Below are 20,300 nucleotides of genomic sequence, written 5' to 3'. Positions count from 1 at the left end.
GAAGGCGCCTCTTTTCTCTGGGAAATGCAATGTTGGTCACAACGAAGCGCCGAATAGTCGATGTTCTACCGTCTTTCGGGCAACGTCGCTTCCGATTCTAGCGGTCATCCACATGGTTATGCACAGTTCTGGGGAAAAAGTTCCCTCTCGGGATGTGTAGAACCGTATTACCCGATTTCACTTGGGCGTATCTATCCTCAGGTGTTCCGTGTATACAGAGATATCCACGTTCGTTGCCCGAAAAGTATGTCGTAATCCACAAGATTCGGATAGATTATTCACAACCTCCGGGTCTCTGGTTCAGCTGGGAGGTGAAGTTGTCGTGCCGGTTTGACGGCGCGAACTTATTTTTCTATCGTTATTTAGTCCTATGCGCGTGTTTCGTGCCCTGCTCAGGTTTAGAAGAGCCCACGAAATTGCGCATGTCAAAAGAACGAGCGTCGGCCTGTTGTTATTCAGCTAGCTAGTAACGGGTAAGACGCGCCATCTAGATCGTCTTGGAGTGTCACCGTGAGCAAGCGGACTTTTCAGCCTAACAACCGTCGTCGTGCCAAGAAGCACGGTTTCCGTCTACGTATGCGTACCCGTGCGGGTCGTGCCATCATGTCGGCACGCCGCGGCAAGGGCCGCAGCTCGCTGTCCGCATAAATTTGCGGATTAGCGTTTGGTCTCATGCTCTGACGCGTTTCATACGGAACCGTCGTATCTGACATGTTGCCAAAGAGTCAGCGACTGCGCCTAGCGCAGGACCTTACAGCCACTGTACGTTCCGGCGTCCGAAGCGGACGCCGGAACGTCGTGCTATATGCACGTCTTCGAAATGACGACGTGCAGGGCGATCGTTTTGGGTTTATTGTTTCGAAGGCTGTCGGCAATGCGGTGCACCGGAACCTAACCAAACGACGTATGCGCGAGATTTCTCGAATTTTGCGTACCGAAGACGGCAATATCGATTACGTGCTTCGGGCATTGCCTGGCGCCGCGGAGTTGCCTTGGACCGAATTGAACCGGCAGATTGTCGGTGCTCACCAGTCTGTCCTACGTAAGGTTCAGGACAGTCGTGCGTAAAGATACGGTTCCCCGCACGGGAGTATTCTGGTTTCTCATAGATATACCGAGGAACCTACTCATTGCCTTGCTCATCGCCTATCGTAAGGTGATTTCGCCGATCTACGGTGACGTGTGCAGATACTTCCCTAGTTGCTCGGCTTATGGACTTGAAGCCGTGACCCAGCATGGGGCAATTAAGGGCATTGGTTTGACTACTTGGCGGGTCCTGCGCTGCAATCCGTTCTCCCACGGGGGAGTGGACCATGTGCCGGAGGGACCGCGGATTTGGCCCGAGGGCAAGGTCCCGAGGATCATAGTTCTGAATCACCCTGTGATTCCCGACGATGAAGATGCCGCGGAAAGCGGTAACAAGGAGCTTGACCGCTAATGAATTTCCTTGATTGGATACTGACCCCGTTCACGTTCGTCGTGTCGTGGATTCTGTGGGCCTTCCACGAACTGTTCACGATGATCGGCATGAACGCCGATTCTGGTGTCACCTGGACCCTATCGATCATCTTCCTTGTGTTGCTGATTCGTACGGCGCTGATCCCTGTTTTCGTCAAGCAGATCAAAGCGCAGCGTGCAATGCAGGCCCTGCAGCCTGATCTGCGCAAGCTGCAGGCGAAGTACAAGGGCAAGACCGATCAGCTGTCGCGTCAGGCGATGGTTCAGGAGCAGCAAGCTCTATTCAAGAAGCACAAGACGAACCCGCTGTCATCGTGCCTTCCGTTGCTCGTGCAGATGCCGTTCTTCTTTGCGCTTTTCCGCGTTCTTAACGAGGCATCGCGAGCAAGCGAGAATAACACCGGTATCGGTGCATTGTCGGCTGCGCATATTCGCAGCTTTGACGACTCTTCAATCTTCGGTGCTCCATTGTCGGAAACGTTCCTGGGGACCATTAATTCAGGTTCGGTGAACGTAGCTGTCATCGTCGTCGCGGTGATCATGATTCTGGCGATGACGGCGTCACAGTTCATTACTCAGCGTCAGCTGATGACCAAGAACATGAGTGCTGAGGCTCTGCAGGGGCCATTTATGCAGCAGCAGAAGATGATGCTGTACATTCTGCCTTTGGTCTTCGGTATCGGTGGTATCAACTTCCCAATTGGTGTTCTGATCTACTGGACCGCTTCGAACTTGTGGACCCTTGGTCAGCAGTTCTGGGTAATCCGCAACAACCCGACGCCAGGCTCCGAGGCTGAGCGTGACCTTAACGCCCGCCGTGCTGCCAAGGGCTTGCCTCCGGTGGGTCAGAAGAAGAATTCCGCTCCTGAAGTGACTGCGGTTGATGAGCAGTCGAAGGGTCAGCGTCAGCAGCCACAGCGTAAGAACCGTCGGAAGAAGAAGTAGTCATGACCACCACCGAAGAGACCGCATCGGCGGAGTTGAAGACCCAGGACGTAGTAACCGAGTCCCTTGACGAGGGCGACGTAGCTGCCGATTACCTTGAAGAGCTACTGGATATTGCAGACCTTGATGGCGATATCGATATCGAGATTCGTGGGGGACGTACTTACATTTCGATCGTAGCCGACGATCAGCCAGCCGATCTCTCCAGCCTCGTTGGGGCAGAGGGTGAAGTTCTCGACGCCTTACAGGAACTGACACGCCTTGCTGTATTGAGCGCTACGGGCGAACGTTCCCGCCTTGTACTTGATATCGCCGGTTACCGTGCGCAGCGCGCTGAAACCCTCCAAGCGATGGCGCAGGAAGCTATCAAGCAGGCCCAAGCAGACGGGGAATCCGTCCATCTAGAGCCGATGAGCGCCTATGAGCGCAAGATCGTCCATGATGTTATTGCCGATGCGGGGTTGCATTCCGAATCCGAGGGCGAAGGCTCTCGGCGGCATATCGTGGTTTCGGTTTCCGGAAACTAATTGCTTTTACCTTAAGGACGATCCTATGACTGAAGACCTGAGCTTGAGCGCTACAGAACAGGTAGCTGCGGAGAAGATCTTTGGAGATCGCCTAGACCTCGCGCGACGCTACGTACAGCATTTGGCTACATCCGGAATTGAACGTGGCCTGTTAGGGCCACGTGAGGTACCACGCCTCTGGTCGCGTCATGTACTGAACTGCGCTGTCATCGCGGAGCTCATGGACAAGGACGCGGAGGTTGCCGATGTGGGCAGTGGCGCGGGACTGCCGGGTTTGTGTCTGGCCATCGCGCGAGCCGACTTGAAGCTCACCCTGATTGAGCCATTGGAACGCCGTTGCATTTGGCTTACGGAAGTTATCGAAGATCTTGGACTTGATAACGTCACAGTCATGCGGGGACGAGCCGAGCAAATGGTGGACGTCGTTAACGCGCAGTATGTCACGGCGCGTGCCGTATCAGCCCTGTCCAATCTAGCCGGCCTGACCTTGCCTCTGTTGCACGGCCAAGGTGAGCTTCTCGCCATCAAGGGCCGTTCTGCGGCTGAGGAGATCGCGAAGGCCGAGAAGACCGTCAAGAAGCTTGGTGGGGCTAATACCGAAGTCATCGTCGTAGGCGAGGAAGTCCTAGAAGAACCAACCACGGTGGTTCGAATTAAGGTTGGCTAGAGGTTAGGCGATAGTCTTTAAGGTGTTGGTGCCTCTCCCAAGGAGGTATCGGCACGGAAGATGATTTTCGTAGATAAACAAACGAAATCATTTGTCGCTGATTGTTTCACGTGAAACATGGTTCAAGCTGTCGTAGTTCTATACGTCACGAGATACAGAGGAGCACTCCTTGAGTAAGACGAAGGATCCGTCGAACAGTGTGTTCGACTTTAACGACTCCTCTTCTCCCCTTGCCAGCCAACTGGCCAGTGAGCATCGTCGTCGCGAGGCGCTGGCGGAGAAGGTGATCCCAACGCCTGATAAGACCAGATACTTCACGATATCTAACCAGAAGGGTGGCGTCGGCAAGACCACGACCACCGTCAACCTTGCCGCCGCGCTGGCCAAGGGCGGGTTGAATGTTCTTGTCATTGACATTGACCCTCAGGGCAACGCTTCAACCGCGCTAGGCATCGAGCACCACGCCGAGGTTGAAAGTATCTACGATGTCCTCATCAATGATGTTCCTTTAGCTGACGTGGTAGCCACATGCCCTGATCTACCGACCCTTCAGGTGGCGCCGGCTACCATTCACCTGGCTGGCGCCGAAATCGAGCTTGTTTCTCTAGTTGCACGAGAGCAACGTTTGCAACGGGCGCTCGACGATTACGCTCGGACTCGTCAGCGCCAGGGTCTGCCGCGCCTCGACTACGTTTTCATCGATTGCCCGCCGAGCCTTGGGCTGTTGACCGTAAACGCCTTTGTCGCAGCTCGGGAAGTGCTTATCCCAATCCAGTGCGAGTACTATGCCCTCGAGGGATTGAGCCAGCTCCTGAAGAACATTGAGATGATTCAGAAGCATCTGAATTCTCGTCTGACGGTCTCCACTATCCTTCTGACGATGTACGATGGTCGAACTAATCTAGCGTCTCAGGTTGCGAATGAGGTTCGGGAGCATTTCCCTGAGCAGGTTTTGGGTGCACTGATTCCACGTAGCGTTCGTATTTCCGAGGCTCCGAGCTACCAACAGACCGTTATTACTTACGACCCCAACTCCACGGGTGCATTGTCTTACATGGAAGCAGCAATTGAAATTGCTGAACGCGGTGTACGGGCGAAGTAAGCAAGCGAACGCCAATCTTGTATTAACACACCCCTTCTTGCGCTCTCTTAACTACCTCGGGCCAGTAGACTAGTCATATCTGCGATTTGCGAGGAAAGGGCGTTGGAACGCAATGGTCGAGAAGAAGCGAGGCCTAGGACGTGGGCTTGGGGCATTGATCTCCAGTACGCCTACCGCACCATCTGGAGACGACACCGATTATGTTTCACGTGAAACCAAGGTGGCAGATACGACTCCGAGCGATAGCACCAAAACCAAGCCCGTCCGCCCTGTTGACATGTTTTTTGAGCCAGGCCGCAAGACCGACTCACTGACTGCAACGCGTCAGCCCTCGGGCAACTCCCGCTCGAACCGTCGCCAGAGAGCCGAGATGCCTGGGTTGGCTGGGACCGTCAAGCCAAAGAGCAACGATAAGACAGAAGAAGCTAGTAAGCGACCCGAGACGGCTATGGAAGCGGCCAAGTCATCTGATGATGTCGAGTTGATCGATGTTCCTGGCGCACAGTTCATGGAACTTGATGTCACGAAAATTCACCCCAATCGCAAGCAGCCTCGTACCAATTTCGATCAGGAGCACATGGATGAGCTCATCCACTCCATTCGCGAGATTGGTCTCCTCCAGCCCATCGTCGTACGACCTTCTCGTGAAGCGGGGGATGAGCCCTATGAGCTGGTCATGGGTGAGCGCCGTTGGCGTGCAACTCAGGCAGCTGGACTTGCCACAATTCCGGCTATCATTCGTGACACGCTCGATACCGATCTCCTGCGCGATGCACTGCTGGAGAATCTTCATCGTTCACAACTGAATCCGCTTGAAGAAGCTGCTGCGTACCAGCAATTGTTGGATGAGTTTAACTGCACGCAAGAGGTCCTTTCTGATCGTATCGGCCGATCGCGTTCACAGATATCAAATACCATTCGTCTGATGAAGTTGCCGCCTCTTGTACAGCGTCGGGTCGCGGCTGGCGTACTGTCGGCAGGGCACGCTCGAGCACTCTTGGGGCTGACCAACAGTGAAGCGATTGAGCAACTAGCCCAGCGAGTTGTGAATGAAGGTATGTCCGTTCGCGCCACTGAAGAAGCGGTAGCCCTCAGCGATGATCGACCGAAGAAGAAGGAAAAGAAGCCGCGCGAAGCTAATCGCAACGAACGCCTCGATTTCCTGGCCTCGTCATTAGCCGACAGACTCGATACGAATGTGAAGATCTCGCTAGGCGCACGTAAGGGCAAGGTGAGCATCGAGTTCGCCTCCGTCGAAGATCTGAATCGGATCATGGAAGTTCTGGACCCTGAGGCCAAGGGTTAGTCCCTGTTTCGGAAAGCGGTGTGTGTTTCACGTGAAACACACACCGCTTTTTCATGCCGGGAGCGAGCATGTTTCACGTGAAACAGGGAGGCAGACCGCCGAGGCGCTGCTAGAACGACCCGTGAGTGACCTGAGATCGGGAAACGAGCTAATCGTTGATAGTCGGGCGGGCCACAAGTGTAACTACCGCTGTGCACGGAGTTTGTGAATCTTTCGCACGATCGGACGAGTCGCTCGATGAGCCGATAGCTTGAAATACCTAAGGGGAGCGATCTGCAGTCAGAGGGGTATCTACGATCAGGCGGAGCGGGCCCTTGGTCTTGTCCTCGCGAATGAATGATTTACAAACTGACATGAGTTCTCTGAGCAGTATGGTGCAGCGCGCAGAGCTGACTGCGGTCACGGCTACCGCGATCACCTACAAGCAAAGGATGCATGAAACAGCTACATGCAGGGAGACGAGGGGCAGGTAGGGCAGAAACCTGCGTTGTCCGAGCGGATGAGTAACGACCTACCTCGTAGCCGGTGCCATGGTAGGCGGCCATAGTGAAAGCGCGCCCGTAGACCGGGAAGGAAGACCCGAAAACCACCTCGAGCGTATAGCACGGGAGCGAAAACTAGCGCCCGTCCCATATGATCCACGAGACTGATCGCAGTGGCAACGACCGTACGACCGCAAGAGGCAGATGTGGCATGAGATGACGTGCAAGTACGACAGTTGCTGGCGACGTCAGAAGTACGGCTAAAGTCGCGGAAAACGATATGCAATCACCGCGGCCGCTTAATGCAATGGGAGCCGCACCAAAACTGGCTTTACGTGCACCATCAAGGATGTGCAGGCGGATCGAGGAGACCCTCGACCTAAACTTCTGTGTGAGTCGTGACCTTACGCCTGGATGCTCACAGATTCGATGTAACTGGGCTGCCATTTGGTCAGTTCGCGTCATCCGTAGCTCTGCTTGAGACACTAGAGCTCGAAGACCTGCGGTACCGTGAAAGCCCTAGCCTCCAGCATCATCAGCGAAATGTGACTGTTGGAGGCTGGGACCTTGCTTGAGCAGGGAATCGACAAAGGCATTGCTTGTCTCGAAGGTTCAGGACTCCAACTCTAGGCAGTACGGCCGATTCGCCTCGGAACATGGGCGTATGCCAGACGCGGGCCCTCGGAGGTGCGGATGTCATGCGCGGCCGGCATGCCGAATGCATTAGGCGTTACTGATACCTGCGTCGTCAAACTTTGCTCGATCGAGAACTCCCGGTCTCCACATGAAAACGTTCGCCAGACAGGCGGATAGCAGGGGAGGGGACTCTTCCCGTGACGTCTTAGCGGAGTGAGAGAGGATAGGAAGACTTGCTGAAGGCGAGAGGACTGGCCTTATTCACTAGCCAGGTGGAAACGCTACAAGTTCAACTATCGAGGTACCACCAAGCGCGGTCGTAGCCAGAGGGCCACAAAGTATCCGTGCGGGTGGATCGTGCAGCGGGCAAACGCGGCGCAGCTATACGCCGATGCAGTCGCGCTAAGTGAGCTTCCGAATGAAGTACCTGAATCGAGAGATGTCGTTTGCGTCAGAAAGCAAGTGCCGTCTAAGTACAAGATTGATTGGTTCGGGACGAGCCCACAAGCTACGCACCCTATCAGCGCATCGTGCGTCAATCGCTTTGCCGGCCAATGTAGGTTCGTGAATGCTTCCTCCGAGAGCAGGAGCGGAGCAATGATTCGTGGCAAATCGTCGAAACGGGGTTTGATACTGGCCATGGCTAGCTCACGGAGGGCGGCATTGACATTCCAAGACAAACAATCCAAAGTCGTTAGCGCCGATGGACATGAGATGTGCTGCCGATAGGAAGCACGAAGTTCAGAAAATTCGACGGCAGTGAGGTCGCCTAGGTTGGCGTGACACGTGGTGACGTGCCCGCCCGTAAACGCTACGGGTCACCGGATTTATCCTTCAACCAAGTTCCCTCTTTCTGATGCGAAAGATCTTCGAGAGATAACCGCCTCTCATATTGTCGACCGGCAACACGTCCGACCGAACGACTCACAGAGGCATCGCCAGACCTGATATGTGATTTGGTGCTGGCCATGGTCAACCTGCTTCATCCCGTCTACGCCGACCCGTGGTGGTCGTGGTCTACCGAGGGAACACTCCTCCTTGAGGGGCGCGGCTTTAGGGGTACCGACATTGGGATGTTGAGTAGTCAGGTCGAGACCGTGGGTGTTGTCGTCTCCTAGCGCCGGTAAAAACCCTACTTCCCCTCATGGGCCGTTAGAACGGAGTAAACGTGCCTACACTGGGGTGATCACCGTCGTGAACGAGTAAGACCTCGCTGGGTCACTTCCCGATGCCGGGATAAGCGCGTCAAATGACCTGGCATTCGACGACTGTCCAAATTCCAAGTCTCGGGCGTGACTACAGATATAGAACGTGGGGTCGAAGAGTTCCGTACAGGTTGCTGGGGGAGACTGTACCGCTCGTGCTCGTGATTCTGAGCGGTGTCGAGCAGGGAAGTCCGTGTAGGCAGTCACGGTGATCCTGACAGTGATCTTGGTCGTCGCGATCGCCACGACGGGATCCCACAAATGCTCGGAGCAACGATTGAAACCAAGAGAACCCGGTCCGCATGGAAACCTGGCCTGCACCGAGCTGGTCACTCCGAGCAAGCTTAGGGTCGGGCTGGTCACCTGGAGCGCACACCCGTGATCTGCGGAAGCATTAGTTGTTAATCTGCTCGCAGCGATGCCGCATCCGCTATGCGGCAACCCCGATATGGGTCACTCCGAAAGTCATGTGACAGCGGTCAAAACGGTTCGTCACTCGGTCTATGACCACGTAGACGAGGCCGCTGCATAACCAGAACGACCGCCTGCGGCGTACATGTACCACTAGCTGCCGACCATCCTCGAGGATCTGTACATGGCCCGGGAAAATAACCTCTCGTTGGCCGGGCTCCCGATGAATGGGTGGCAGTGGAAGTGCTCGAACAACCCGAGTTCGCGATTGAACGGGGAGACGCCAAGCCGTTGGCAGGGGAGGGACTGTTCTAGACCCGAGAGACGGTCATCGCTCTAATCGGCGCGTTGATGGCTGAGCAAGGTGCTCAACGGGCCTGACACCATCACAGCAGAGACCGGAGACGGGACTTGCCCTACGCGCTGGGTGCCCTATCCAATCTTCTGAAGGGACTACCGCTCCACTGAAGCCGTGATCTGAGGCTGAAACCGTGCCACACCCACATCAGCCGCTGACGAAGCCGTGTACAAGCTCATGCAGTGTCGGTGAATGTTGCATCGAGGCTAGGTTCGAAAGTTCAAGAAACGTCGTTCGAGCGTTGTAAGGGTGGCTGCACGTTGGACCCAGCCTTCCACGCTGAGGGACTTTCTAAGCACCCAAAGACACAACGACAAGCGTGTTGGACGCCGAGACGGGATAAACCCGCCTACGGCCTATCTGGAGGACAGTCTGGGGCCGTTACAACGGATTCAGACAGCGGGCCCATACTGGGCGTGCTGGTCCTTTAGCGCCCGACAGAGGCACAAGGATAATGAAATAACTGGTGCCTTTCTGCTGCTGAACGAGCGTTGCTCAAATCTAGCAGTCGTTGCGGCACAGTCCTTGAACCTGCTGACTCATGGGGGAGCGAGAGTCTATCTGGCAACAGGACGCATGACGCTTTCCGTCAATTTCACTTGTGCTCCGCGCAAGTTCTTTGTAAGTGTGGCGTGTCAGGGATAGGCATGAATGTCTAGTTTTGCCGTTCGTCGGTACCGCATTCTGGGGCCGTCCATCGCGTCGCTAACGACCACATAAACCGAAACTCTAATGAAGACATGCACTGTGTCCGCTCTCGAGAAATCACGTGGGAGCTACAACTCGAGATAGGGGAGTTGCCTGCTTTGCGGACAGAAGGTTAGCCATATGAGCATCCCTGCTGAGCCCAGGGTAGGACGTTGTGTAATGAGGTTCCTTGAAACTGCCGTGTTTCACGTGAAACATGCACGGACGGGTGCGCCAGCAAGCAGAGACCTCACCGACGAAGGGTGCATATGTCGCCGATAAGACGTTGCTTGAGGCTGGCACCGACTGATCCCAGCGGGGCACTCGATGGGTGGTATCGAGTAGGGGATTGCCATGAGCATCGTCAGCTCGAAGTCTTACGGTGTTCAGCAAAGATGTCTCGCGGCCAAGAAACCTATTCAGATTCGACACCGGTTGCAACGTCGAGAGAAATTGAACCTCTACTCAACTCATGTGTTGATCGCTGCTGTATAGAAAGCGAGGTAAGGACGAAACACGGACTTAGGTCGCAGGGCCCAACCCATGATGCCGGAAGACTGGGCTTTCTGGCACTAAGATGCTTGAGGCGATCGAGGCCGTCTTGGAGCTGTAGTTCAGCGAACTCTGGATGCGGTATTGCGCGCGGATCAGCAGTCGAGTGTAGACGTATTGCGGTGCAGTGGAGTGACTAACTGCCATCAGCTTATATACATTGCTGAGAACGGTTACCCGGGAAACTGACCCGGATGCAGTTGCAATTTCGAGCTTCAGTCCGTCGGAAGCAACGCACCGCTCGCACAGGATTCCATAAAGCCGTTCGGTCTGCAGACCATGCGATTGCTACGGGCTGGAACAGCGAAATCCATCGTGAACACAAAGCGGCGACTGCAACATTTCACATTGTCTAACGAAGAAGGCTCGCAATGGATATTGATCGTGCTGGGAGTGGGGTAGGAGCAGAGAAATGATGACAGTAACCGTTCGTGGTGCGGACGTACACATTAGCAATCACGTAAGGAAACAGGTCATCACTTTGGCACAGCTCTTGAGACTAGCTTTTCTGTGAAGGACGTTGAGGTACAGGAGCAATGGTCTTGGAAGGAGCAATGGCAACTAAAGGCGGGGAAAGGCGTGCCCACTCCCTGAAGATTCTCGGTTCGGAAGAGCGAGCATCTAGTGGGTTTGCGTAGGAGTAGTGGTTGCCTTACTGAACTTCCGCCGTATACGTCGTGCGACTCGATCGGGTGGAGAAGAATGAGCAAAACATCGGTGCGATGCAACGCGGAAGAAGCCAGTCGTGATCACGAGTGTGCTTCGCGGCATTAAGGCCACCTGGAACAGTGTGAGTGTTTTTGACGGCAGCTAGGACAATATCGAGTCCAGAGGTACCGAACTGACGTAGCGAGAGGACCATCATGGCAAAACTTAGTATTGGGCAAGAGCTGCGATTCGAAAACAAAGTAAAATACTTGTTTATTGGTCTTCGCCATCTCAGATCGTCTGGAATCGCGTCGTACGCCTAGATACAACAATGGGGGTAGATAGCTCACGCCATCTACCCCCATTTGTTCGAGACTTCTACAGGTACTCTGCGAATTCCTTCTCGAGCACCGGCTTGGGCTTTGCTCCAATCGAGGTAGCTACATGCTCGCCACCCTTGAAGACGTATACAGCCGGGATGCTGGTGATGCCGTACTTGGCCGCGATGCCCTGGTTCTCGTCAACGTTGACCTTAACGACCTCTACCTTGTCGGCGTGCTCGGCAGCAATCTGGTCCAGTACCGGACCAAGCTGACGGCAAGGGCCGCACCATTCGGCCCAGAAATCTACGATGACCGGCTTTTCGGCATCCAAGACGTCATTCTGGAAAGTTGCTTCAGTTACATCTTTTGCATTGCTCATGGGAGCACTCCTTTCGGGAGGTTTACTGTGCGGCTTCAGCCGGAGTCTTGATATCTGCGAGGTAGTGTTCAACGTCGACGGCCGCGGCACAACCCGACGCAGCGGCCGTGATGGCCTGGCGGTAGGTCGAGTCAACAACGTCGCCGGCTGCAAACACGCCCTTGACCGAGGTACGCGACGAGCGTCCCTCGACAGCGATAGTTCCGTCAGCGGTGAGCTCGAGCTTGTCTTTGACTAGCTCGATCCGAGGGTCGTTACCAATGGCGACGAACACACCAGTAACATCCAGGGTCGTTTCTTCACCGCTGTGGCGGTTCTTCACGACGAGTCCGGAAACCTTTTCGTCGCCCTGGATGGCGGATACTTCCGAGTCCCAAACGAACTCGATCTTCTCGTGTGCCTGAGCACGATCGCCCATGATCTTGGAAGCACGCAGCTCATCGCGACGCACCACTACATAGACCTTAGACGCAAACTTTGTTAGGAATAGCGCCTCTTCCATAGCCGAATCGCCACCGCCAACAACGGCGATCTGCTGATCGCGGAAGAAGAAACCGTCGCACGTTGCGCACCAAGAAACGCCGTGACCGGACAAGCGCTTCTCATCGGCCAGACCCAATTCCCGGTAGGCAGATCCGGTAGACAGAATGATGGAGTGTGCACGGAACTGCTTGCCGTCATTCAGGGTGACAGTCTTGATTTCATCATCAAGATCCACCGCGGCAACGTCGTCGTACATGACCTCAGCACCAAAACGTTCGGCTTGCTTCTGCATGTTGTCCATCAGATCTGGACCCATGATGCCTTCGGGGAAACCCGGGAAATTCTCAACATCAGTGGTGTTCATCAGCTCGCCGCCGGCGGTCACCGAACCAGCGATGACCAGTGGATTCAAGTTCGCACGCGCCGTGTAAATGGCTGCGGTGTATCCGGCAGGACCAGAACCCACGATGATGACGTCGCGGATATCGTCGTTCAGTGCTGCTGTCACGGGGAAAGAACCTTTCGTTCTCAAAATGCGAGGTGGATAGCGAGGGCTATCCTCACTATCCACCTCAACGCTTAGCTATGGAAAATAATTCCGGGACTGTTACTTCACGGAGAACTCGCCGATCTGCAACCCATACGGGCGTGAAGAGTTAGCGCCTGATGCCACCCGCGGCAGGTCGGTAATGTTCAGGAAGACGTGGGTGCCTTCCATGAAGTCCTGACCATCACCATTGACCGGGATCGAGATGGAAGGCCCGCTAAAGGAGCCATTGGCGACAGACTTGGCCTTGCCCAGGTCGTCCGAGGTTCCTACCAATACCTCGTAGTTACCGCCGGTTGCATTCAGTCCCTCGAGGTTGATCTCGTGAACGGCTGACTTCTGCTCTAGGTCCAGAATCAACACCATATTCGAGGCAAACCCACCAAAGTTTCCTGTGGTGTATGAGTACGTTTTGTAGGTGCTGGATGGGTTGCCATCAGTCATCTTCGACAACGTATTGTCGGTCTCGGCGTTGAGTTCCTGATTGCCCGGAACCAGACGTGAAACCCCCGCTACCTTCGGGTCAGGAAGACCTGTTTCGCTGGGCTCAGTTTCACCGCTAGGCTCTTGCGAAGTCGGTTGCTCCGTCGACTGCTGCGTGGGCGTGCCGGCCTGAGGGTCACGGTCACTGCCGTTGCCTAAGAAATTAAAGGCAAAGACCACTGCGATCACCAGAACGGCAATGAGCACTGCACCGACCATGAGGCGCACACCCTTGTTATTGCCTTCTTCTTCCGGCTCGTCTTCAACAAGTGGCTCATCCTGAGCCGGAACATTCTTGGCTCCAGCTGGGAAGGTGGACGCCTTGGGTGCTGCAGCCAGGGAAGCCGCTGCGCCTGCACCAGCCGCACCTGCTGCGGCTGCCTTCTTCTTGGAATCCGTCTCGTCCTCTTCGACGGATTCCTTCTGGGAGCCAGATTCGGTTCCCTTGGACTGGGCTGCAGCAGCGAGTGCCGCCGTGGCGGTGACGCTCGGCTCAGCGTCCTTATCCAGCTTCGTCACCTTTGGCTTCTGCTCAGGCTCTGCTTGAGTGTCTGGGTTATTCACGGCTGCGACGGGCGCAGTAGCCGTCGAAGTAGCCTCCTCGGAGGTCACTTCTTCGTCCTGCTCCGGCTGCTCATCTTCGTGTTCGGAGTGCTTCTTGCCGAAACGATTCTTCAATCCGGCGAAGCCGGCGCCAAGGGCGGCTCCGCGGCGTTTGTGTTCTGGTTCTTCTTGAGGATCGTCGTACTGGATTTCCTCGTAGTAGCCGTCCTGGTCCTCGTAGGTCTCTGGGACCGCCTGCCGGGACTCACCGAAGATTTCGGTGCCCAGCGTATCGGTGAAGAAAGGCTCTACGTATGGTGCGGCTTCGGTGCTCAGCACCAGATCGAGCAAATCTGTTGCTCGTGCAGGATTGGTCACGAGGTACGTCTGGTTCGTTTCGGTCACGCCGAGATCCAGAACCTGGACGTTTGAAGCACGCTGATCCATAGCGATCTCGCGCGCACTGGTCGCTAGTTGTTCTGAGGTTCCCTGTGAAGCGACGAGAATACTCACGGTGCGGTTAAGCACCTGATCGATGCCACTCAGAACAAGATCGCCTTCGGCAGAGGTCAGTACATTTTCGGTGACCTGGTAGCGACCGCTGAGGACGGACCCGACATCGATGGGCTGCGACACTTGCATCTCCAAGAGTTGGCGATTGATTACGGCGGGAGCACCCCGCCACCCTTCATGTTACCTTCCGACCCTGCCTATTTGGTGGTGATTCAATGTAAATCACTTGCGGCGTAAGCCGGGGATTCTACGGATGATCGGACCGGCAAAACCCTCGAGCTCCGGAACTTTGGTGCGGTGCAGAAGGAAGAAATACACCGAAGCCATGACCACGCTCACGACGGCGATCGTAACGAGTGCCGAGAAGACGGAATCGTAGGCGAAGCCGAAGGTAAGACCGCCGAGCAGTGCGAGAGTTAGCGCGCCGGCGAGGCCCGACAAAGTGGCCATCCATCCAATGCGAACGTACGTGTCTATCACCGAGATTACCCCGTAGTCACCGTAACGCCGCTTAACCAGGTAGTGCGTCACGACGGCCGAAAGCACATTGGTGGCACCGTAGATCAATGCGATGGCTGCGGCGATATGCAGGGGATCGACGAGCATGGCGGCCAGCGTGGCGCTGACCAAACCAACCATTGCGATCGTTGTTTGAATCAACATGGGCGTGCGCGTATCTTCGTCGGCAAAGAACACCCGCAACATGAAGAACTGTAGCGACTTGAACGGCAAGCCCAGCGCCGTCAAAACAAGAAGCTGCCCCAATGCGCAGGCCGCTGCCACTGCGTACTGAGAATGTCCGGCGAACAGGCGCCCGAGTGGGCCGGCCAAGACGATAAAAGCGACCGTAGCGAAAACGATGGGAATAGCCGTGCTACGCATGCCACGGTTCAGCAGCCCACCGATATCTTCACGCCGGTTGTCGGTGAAAGCCTTGGTGAAGTCGTTGAACAGGACGGTGGCTACGGTCAAGGCGAAGAGTGAATGCGGTAGCACGGTAATCAGCTGCGAGGTATTCAGCGCATACTCACCGGCAACGGATGCCGCAGCCTGCGGATCGAGCGATGTACGGGCGGCAGTGGCTCCCGAGACGATCTTTGAGTACAGCAGTGATGCGATGTTGCCGATCATCATCGCCGCGATGGTCCACAGCGCTAGTTTTCCCACATGGCGTAGGCCGATGCCGCGCCAGGAGAAATCAAAGTGCAGATTCAGTCCAAGCTTCCGTAGCGGCCACAGCAGCACCAAAGCCTGTAAGACGATACCCAGAGTCGCGCCGCCGGCGAGCCAGACGGTTTTCAGTCCGTTCCACTGATCCATGGGGTCACCGTGCGAGTAGGCGCTGAACATCCAGATGAACGAGCCAATCACAACAAGCTGCAACAGGTTATTGACTGCTGGCGCCCACATGAACGCGGCGAACCTGCCATGCGCGTTGAGGACCTGCCCGAGAACGGCATACAGTCCGTAAAAGAACACCTGCGGTAGTGACCAGTAGGCAAATGAGGTGCCCAAAGTGATCATCTCATCGGACCAGTTGTTGGTCAGCCCGATAATAATGGGCCGCGCGGCGATCGTCAGCAGCACGGTAAGCGCACCCATGACGACGATCGTGAGCGTCACCAACTTGGATGTGTACGAAGATCCGCGATCGTTGGCCTTTGAGGCTTTGATCAATTGCGGAATCAGGATCACATTGAACACGCCGCCGGCCAACAACATATAGATGATGGTCGGGATGACGTTGGCCTTTTCGAAGATGTCCGCAATCGACGTCACGGAACCTATGGCAACGGCGAGCAATGCCGTACGCACGAAGCCCAGCACGCGGGAAACCAATGTCCCGGAGGCCATCAGTGCGTAGATCTTCGAGCGTCCTGCGGCGGGCTTGCTGACCGGAGAAGAACCGTTGGCGCCGATCTGGTTAAAAGCGCCTGTTTCCGGGTCGGAGCCCGACAGGTGGTTAGGAGCCTGAGACATACTTCGTTAGGACCTCGCGCGCCAAGTCGGCAATTCGGCGCTCATTAGGGAAAGACAACCGCTTGCCAAGCGCGTTTAACGGAACCCAAGCCACATCCACGGCCTCATGATCCGGGTCATTTTCGATCGTGAGCTCACCACCGGTGGCCTGCAACAGAAAATGGTGCACAGTCTTGTGAACCCGATAGTTAGTCACGGTGAACCAATAGTCCACCGATCCGAGGGGAGCCAGAACGCGTCCCGCGATGCCGGTTTCCTCCTCGATTTCACGAACGGCGGCTTCTTCGTTGGATTCCGGGCCCTCGGGATGTCCCTTGGGTAAGCACCATTCCAGACGCCCACCACGGTTATAGCGAGCAATAATCGCTACGGGAAACTGTGGATTTTCGAAGTCAATGACGATACCCCCGGACGAGACTTCCTCGACCGTTGGAAGTGGTTGATGACCGGCGTGTGCCTGAGCGTGGGCCATTGACGCAGTCAATGGCGTGCGCTTTGGGGCAGACGGGATCGGTCGGTTCATGAAACCACTCTATCGAGAAAATGCCCCTGCGCGCCGTAGCCACGAGTAGAAGCGAGCGCAGGATCGCGAAATCTGGCACGCTTAAGTCACTATGTACGAACTTCCCTCCCGCGCCGCGTTGCGCCAAATCCTCCCTCCGGTCATCTTTGAGCTGGCTGATCGATTCGTGTCCGCAGGGTTTGAACTGTCTCTCGTCGGAGGGCCAGTTCGTGACCTATACCTGGGGAGAGTCTCGCCGGATCTTGACTTCACCACCAGTGCACGTCCGGAAGAGACGCTTAAAACCATCGCTGGTTGGGCCGACACCGTATGGGATGTTGGCCGAGAGTTCGGCACTATCGCCCTGAGAAAGGGCGAACATACGCTCGAGGTCACGACCTATCGGGCGGACGCTTATGACAAAGAGTCACGTAAGCCTATTGTGGCTTTCGGAGATAACCTGAATGACGATCTTTTCCGGCGCGACTTCACCATGAATGCCATGGCACTGCGCCTGCCGGATCTCGAACTCGTGGATCCTTTTGATGGATTGGCATCGTTGAACGAAGGTTTAATCCGCACTCCGGGCGCGCCGGACATTTCCTTCTCCGATGATCCGTTGCGCATGATGCGTGCAGCTCGTTTTGCATCACAGCTCAAGCTTGAAGTCTCTGCTCCGGTCCGCAAAGCCATGCGGGAGATGACCGATCGTATTGAGATCATCTCGGCCGAACGTGTGCGTGATGAACTGGTCAAGCTCATCAACGGAGCTGATCCGCGGGCGGGTATAGATCTGCTCGTCCAAACCGGCCTGGCCGACAAGGTACTCCCAGAAGTGTCCGCGTTGCGGTTGGAGATCGACGAGCATCATCGTCATAAGGACGTCTATCAGCATTCACTGACCGTCCTTGAACAGGCGATGGGGCATGAAACCGACGCCGAAGGCGTTCTGCCGGGACCGGACTTCATCTTGCGTTTCGCAGCTCTGATGCATGATGTGGGTAAGCCGGCGACGAGGAAGTTCGAACCTAGCGGTGCGGTTTCCTTCCGTCATCACGACATGGTCGGCTCGAAACTAGTGAAGCAACGCATGCGTACCTTGCGCTTTGATAAGGACACTACCAAGGCCGTGGCGCGCCTTGTGGAGTTGCATATGCGCTTCTACGGTTACGGCGAGGCGGGATGGACCGATTCGGCCGTACGCCGCTACGTAACCGATGCCGGGAGCCTCTTGCAGCGCTTGCACGCACTGACTCGCTCGGACGTCACCACTCGAAACCGTCGCAAGGCAGAGCGCCTGGCATTTGCCTACGATGACTTAGAGCAACGCATCGAGCAGATTGCAGCCCAAGAAGAGCTGGCCGCCATTCGACCAGACTTGGACGGGCAACAGATCATGGAGCTCTTGCAGATCAAACCCGGCCCGGTGGTTGGGCGAGCCTATAAGTTCTTGCTTGAACTGCGACTCGACGAAGGGCCGCTAGGGGTCGAAGAATCCGCTCGCCGCCTTCGGGCGTGGTGGGCTGAACAGCCCGAGTCAGCCACCGACGCATAGTCAAACAGTGCCGTGAAGCCCACCATGTAGTACTCGTGGTGGGCTTCACTACGTGCGCTGCAATCTTTTTCTCCAAAGGTGTTGTATTTCCATCGACCCGTGCGATAAGGTTAAGCTTGTGATTGGGAAGTCTCAATGAGGCTTGCGTGATCGACTAGACAATATACGTTGCAGTCTTGCCAGTCCTTGGCAATCGACTCGAGCAGATTTAGGAGGTGGGAAGCATGTTTATTTTTGATTTTATGGGCAATCGAACTGCCCCGGTGCGCGGCCGTGTCTCGGCGTATACCGGCAATCGTGCTTCCAACGCCTCCAGAATGATGAAGATCTAAGAATCTCACGCTTCATCAAAGTTCCTGGGGGCTGAAAAGTCAGTCATCGACCGAAACCCCTGAGGAACTTTTTTCATGTCTGCCCCACTTTGCACCTCTCCCACAGCGAGTGCCCTACGGAACTCGGAACTAATCTTCGCTGGTCCGGAAAGCCTCAAAGCGCGTGGTGTGCTGACCACGCGACAAGCTAACTCACCCGCCTCTTCATATGCAGAGAGGAGGGACACCAAATGAGTAGCAAACGACGCCAACAGCCTCGCAAGCGCATCTCGCTCGAAGAGCTAGATCAACGTCTGCGCGAACGTGATTTGAAGAATCACTTGCCTATGGAAATGTACTTCCGAGTTCGCTAGCGCTGATGATGCCATTACCATCATCACCGCCCGCGACACAGGAGTTCATATGAGATACGACGATCCCACGCAGAGGCCCGCCGGCCTTAAGCCGGCGGGCTTTCCGCATCTCTAAGGGGCGTGAGAATAAACAAAAGCCTCGAACTCCCCTGCCGCTGGTGCAGCGGTTGAGAAATTCGAGGCTCTTGCGAGTATTGGGCGATTCTTAACGCTCAACCTCTCCGCGGATGAACGCTTCCACCTTCGCACGGGCCGTATCGTCGTCGTACTGCTCCGGCGGGGACTTCATGAAGTAGCTCGAAGCCGACAGGATCGGACCACCGATACCGCGATCCAGAGCGATCTTCGCTGCGCGAACCGCGTCGATAATGACACCAGCCGAGTTTGGCGAATCCCAAACTTCGAGCTTGTATTCCAAGGACACCGGTGCATCACCAAAGTTGCGACCCTCGAGGCGCACGAAGGCCCATTTACGATCGTCGAGCCATGACACGTAGTCACTTGGGCCAATATGCACATCATCATCGCCGAGCACGGCGCTGGTGTTCGAGGTGACGGCCTGAGTCTTGGAAATCTTCTTCGATTCGAGGCGCTCGCGTTCCAGCATGTTCTTGAAGTCCATGTTGCCACCGACATTCAGCTGGTAGGTGCGGTCGAGAACAACACCGCGGTCTTCGAAGAGCTTGGCCATCACACGGTGGGTGATGGTTGCACCAATCTGGCTCTTAATATCGTCACCCACGATGGGCACGCCTGCATCAGTGAACTTCTGAGCCCATTCCGGGGTTCCGGCGATGAACACGGGCAGTGCGTTGACGAAAGCTACGCCGGCATCAATAGCTGCCTGGGCGTAAAACTTCGCCGCCTCGTCAGAACCTACGGGCAAATAGCAGACCAAAACATCGACCTGGGCGTCCTTGAGGCTCTGCACCATGTCGACCGGCTCAGCTGTGGACTCTTCGATGGTCTGGCGGTAGTACTTGCCCAGTCCGTCTAGGGTGTGGCCGCGCTGGACCTTTACGCCGGTGGCAGGCACGTCGGCAATCTTAATGGTGTTATTTTCACTGGCCACAATGGCATCGGCCAGGTCCAGTCCGACCTTTTTAGCGTCTACGTCATAGGCCGCGACGAACTGTACATCGCCCACGTGGTAGTCACCGAACTGTACGTGCATAAGCCCGGGAACGGTGGCCTCCGCATCGGCATTTCGATAGTATTCAACACCTTGTACGAGCGAAGTGGCGCAGTTACCTACACCCACGATGGCTACGCGAATCGGGTTCGCCGACACATTATCTCCTTACGGGTACCTATCAAGCTTGA

At 55.7% G+C, this 20,300-nt stretch carries 17 protein-coding genes; 11 read left to right on the top strand and 6 right to left on the bottom strand.

The window, feature by feature from the left end:
• The first annotated feature begins 510 nt into the window (after positions 1-510).
• The 9 genes from rpmH (at position 511) to ACJD00_RS16295 (ending at position 8,241) form a co-directional block, all read left to right on the top strand.
• Positions 511-648 (top strand): 50S ribosomal protein L34, encoded by a 138-nt coding sequence (gene rpmH / locus ACJD00_RS16335; protein WP_309410335.1) that lies wholly within the window; start codon positions 511-513, stop codon positions 646-648.
• Positions 649-711: 63 nt separating this feature from the next.
• A complete protein-coding gene (gene rnpA, locus ACJD00_RS16330; RefSeq protein WP_418907938.1) occupies positions 712-1,068 on the top strand; it encodes a ribonuclease P protein component in 357 nt (118 codons plus the stop codon).
• A complete protein-coding gene (yidD, locus tag ACJD00_RS16325; RefSeq protein ID WP_418907937.1) occupies positions 1,061-1,438 on the top strand; it encodes a membrane protein insertion efficiency factor YidD in 378 nt (125 codons plus the stop codon). The genes rnpA and yidD overlap by 8 nt, the downstream gene beginning before the upstream one ends.
• Positions 1,438-2,403: a membrane protein insertase YidC gene (gene yidC / locus ACJD00_RS16320; protein ID WP_309410338.1), complete on the top strand. Its 966-nt coding sequence runs from the start codon at positions 1,438-1,440 to the stop codon at positions 2,401-2,403. The genes yidD and yidC overlap by 1 nt, the downstream gene beginning before the upstream one ends.
• Before the next feature lie 2 nt (positions 2,404-2,405).
• Positions 2,406-2,930 carry a protein jag gene (locus tag ACJD00_RS16315; protein ID WP_418907936.1) on the top strand — a complete coding sequence of 175 codons (525 nt, stop codon included), beginning with the start codon at positions 2,406-2,408 and terminating at the stop codon, positions 2,928-2,930.
• A 25-nt stretch (positions 2,931-2,955) separates the two neighbouring features.
• Positions 2,956-3,597: a 16S rRNA (guanine(527)-N(7))-methyltransferase RsmG gene (gene rsmG, locus ACJD00_RS16310; RefSeq protein ID WP_418907935.1), complete on the top strand. Its 642-nt coding sequence runs from the start codon at positions 2,956-2,958 to the stop codon at positions 3,595-3,597.
• Between the two features lie 169 nt (positions 3,598-3,766).
• Positions 3,767-4,699 (top strand): ParA family protein, encoded by a 933-nt coding sequence (locus ACJD00_RS16305; protein ID WP_418907934.1) that lies wholly within the window; start codon positions 3,767-3,769, stop codon positions 4,697-4,699.
• A gap of 112 nt (positions 4,700-4,811) precedes the next feature.
• Positions 4,812-6,005, top strand: a complete 1,194-nt coding sequence (locus tag ACJD00_RS16300; protein WP_418907933.1) for a ParB/RepB/Spo0J family partition protein — start codon at positions 4,812-4,814, stop codon at positions 6,003-6,005.
• Between the two features lie 2,086 nt (positions 6,006-8,091).
• Entirely contained in the window at positions 8,092-8,241 is a 150-nt protein-coding gene (locus ACJD00_RS16295) for a hypothetical protein (RefSeq protein WP_418907932.1), read from the top strand.
• Between the two features lie 3,121 nt (positions 8,242-11,362).
• On the opposite strand, the gene trxA is transcribed toward ACJD00_RS16295, so the two are convergent.
• The 5 genes from trxA to ACJD00_RS16270 all read right to left on the bottom strand — a co-directional run bounded on the left by trxA (position 11,363) and on the right by ACJD00_RS16270 (position 16,758).
• A complete protein-coding gene (gene trxA / locus ACJD00_RS16290; protein ID WP_309410343.1) occupies positions 11,363-11,686 on the bottom strand; it encodes a thioredoxin in 324 nt (107 codons plus the stop codon).
• 22 nt (positions 11,687-11,708) lie between these two features.
• Positions 11,709-12,677, bottom strand: coding sequence for a thioredoxin-disulfide reductase (gene trxB / locus ACJD00_RS16285; RefSeq protein WP_418907931.1), 969 nt, complete (start codon positions 12,675-12,677; stop codon positions 11,709-11,711).
• A 99-nt stretch (positions 12,678-12,776) separates the two neighbouring features.
• Positions 12,777-14,378 carry a hypothetical protein gene (locus tag ACJD00_RS16280; protein ID WP_418907930.1) on the bottom strand — a complete coding sequence of 534 codons (1,602 nt, stop codon included), beginning with the start codon at positions 14,376-14,378 and terminating at the stop codon, positions 12,777-12,779.
• A 99-nt stretch (positions 14,379-14,477) separates the two neighbouring features.
• Positions 14,478-16,235 (bottom strand): murein biosynthesis integral membrane protein MurJ, encoded by a 1,758-nt coding sequence (murJ, locus tag ACJD00_RS16275; protein ID WP_418907929.1) that lies wholly within the window; start codon positions 16,233-16,235, stop codon positions 14,478-14,480.
• Positions 16,219-16,758 (bottom strand): NUDIX hydrolase, encoded by a 540-nt coding sequence (locus ACJD00_RS16270; RefSeq protein ID WP_309410347.1) that lies wholly within the window; start codon positions 16,756-16,758, stop codon positions 16,219-16,221. The genes murJ and ACJD00_RS16270 overlap by 17 nt, the downstream gene beginning before the upstream one ends.
• Positions 16,759-16,849: 91 nt before the next feature.
• Between ACJD00_RS16270 and ACJD00_RS16265 the strand changes: the two genes are divergently transcribed.
• Both ACJD00_RS16265 and ACJD00_RS16260 read left to right on the top strand, forming a co-directional pair.
• Complete coding sequence (locus tag ACJD00_RS16265) at positions 16,850-18,292, top strand: CCA tRNA nucleotidyltransferase (RefSeq protein WP_418907928.1); 1,443 nt, start codon at positions 16,850-16,852, stop codon at positions 18,290-18,292.
• Between the two features lie 562 nt (positions 18,293-18,854).
• Positions 18,855-18,977, top strand: a complete 123-nt coding sequence (locus tag ACJD00_RS16260) for a hypothetical protein (RefSeq protein ID WP_309410349.1) — start codon at positions 18,855-18,857, stop codon at positions 18,975-18,977.
• Between the two features lie 205 nt (positions 18,978-19,182).
• Here the strand turns inward: ACJD00_RS16260 and ACJD00_RS16255 are convergent, their stop codons facing one another.
• Positions 19,183-20,268: an inositol-3-phosphate synthase gene (locus ACJD00_RS16255; RefSeq protein WP_418907927.1), complete on the bottom strand. Its 1,086-nt coding sequence runs from the start codon at positions 20,266-20,268 to the stop codon at positions 19,183-19,185.
• Between the last annotated feature and the right edge of the window lie 32 nt (positions 20,269-20,300).

The sequence above is a fragment of the Glutamicibacter endophyticus genome (assembly GCF_048457885.1).
GTDB lineage: Bacteria > Actinomycetota > Actinomycetes > Actinomycetales > Micrococcaceae > Glutamicibacter > Glutamicibacter endophyticus.
The sequence above is the reverse complement of the archived record's forward strand: the minus strand, read 5'-3'. Positions and strand labels throughout refer to the sequence as shown.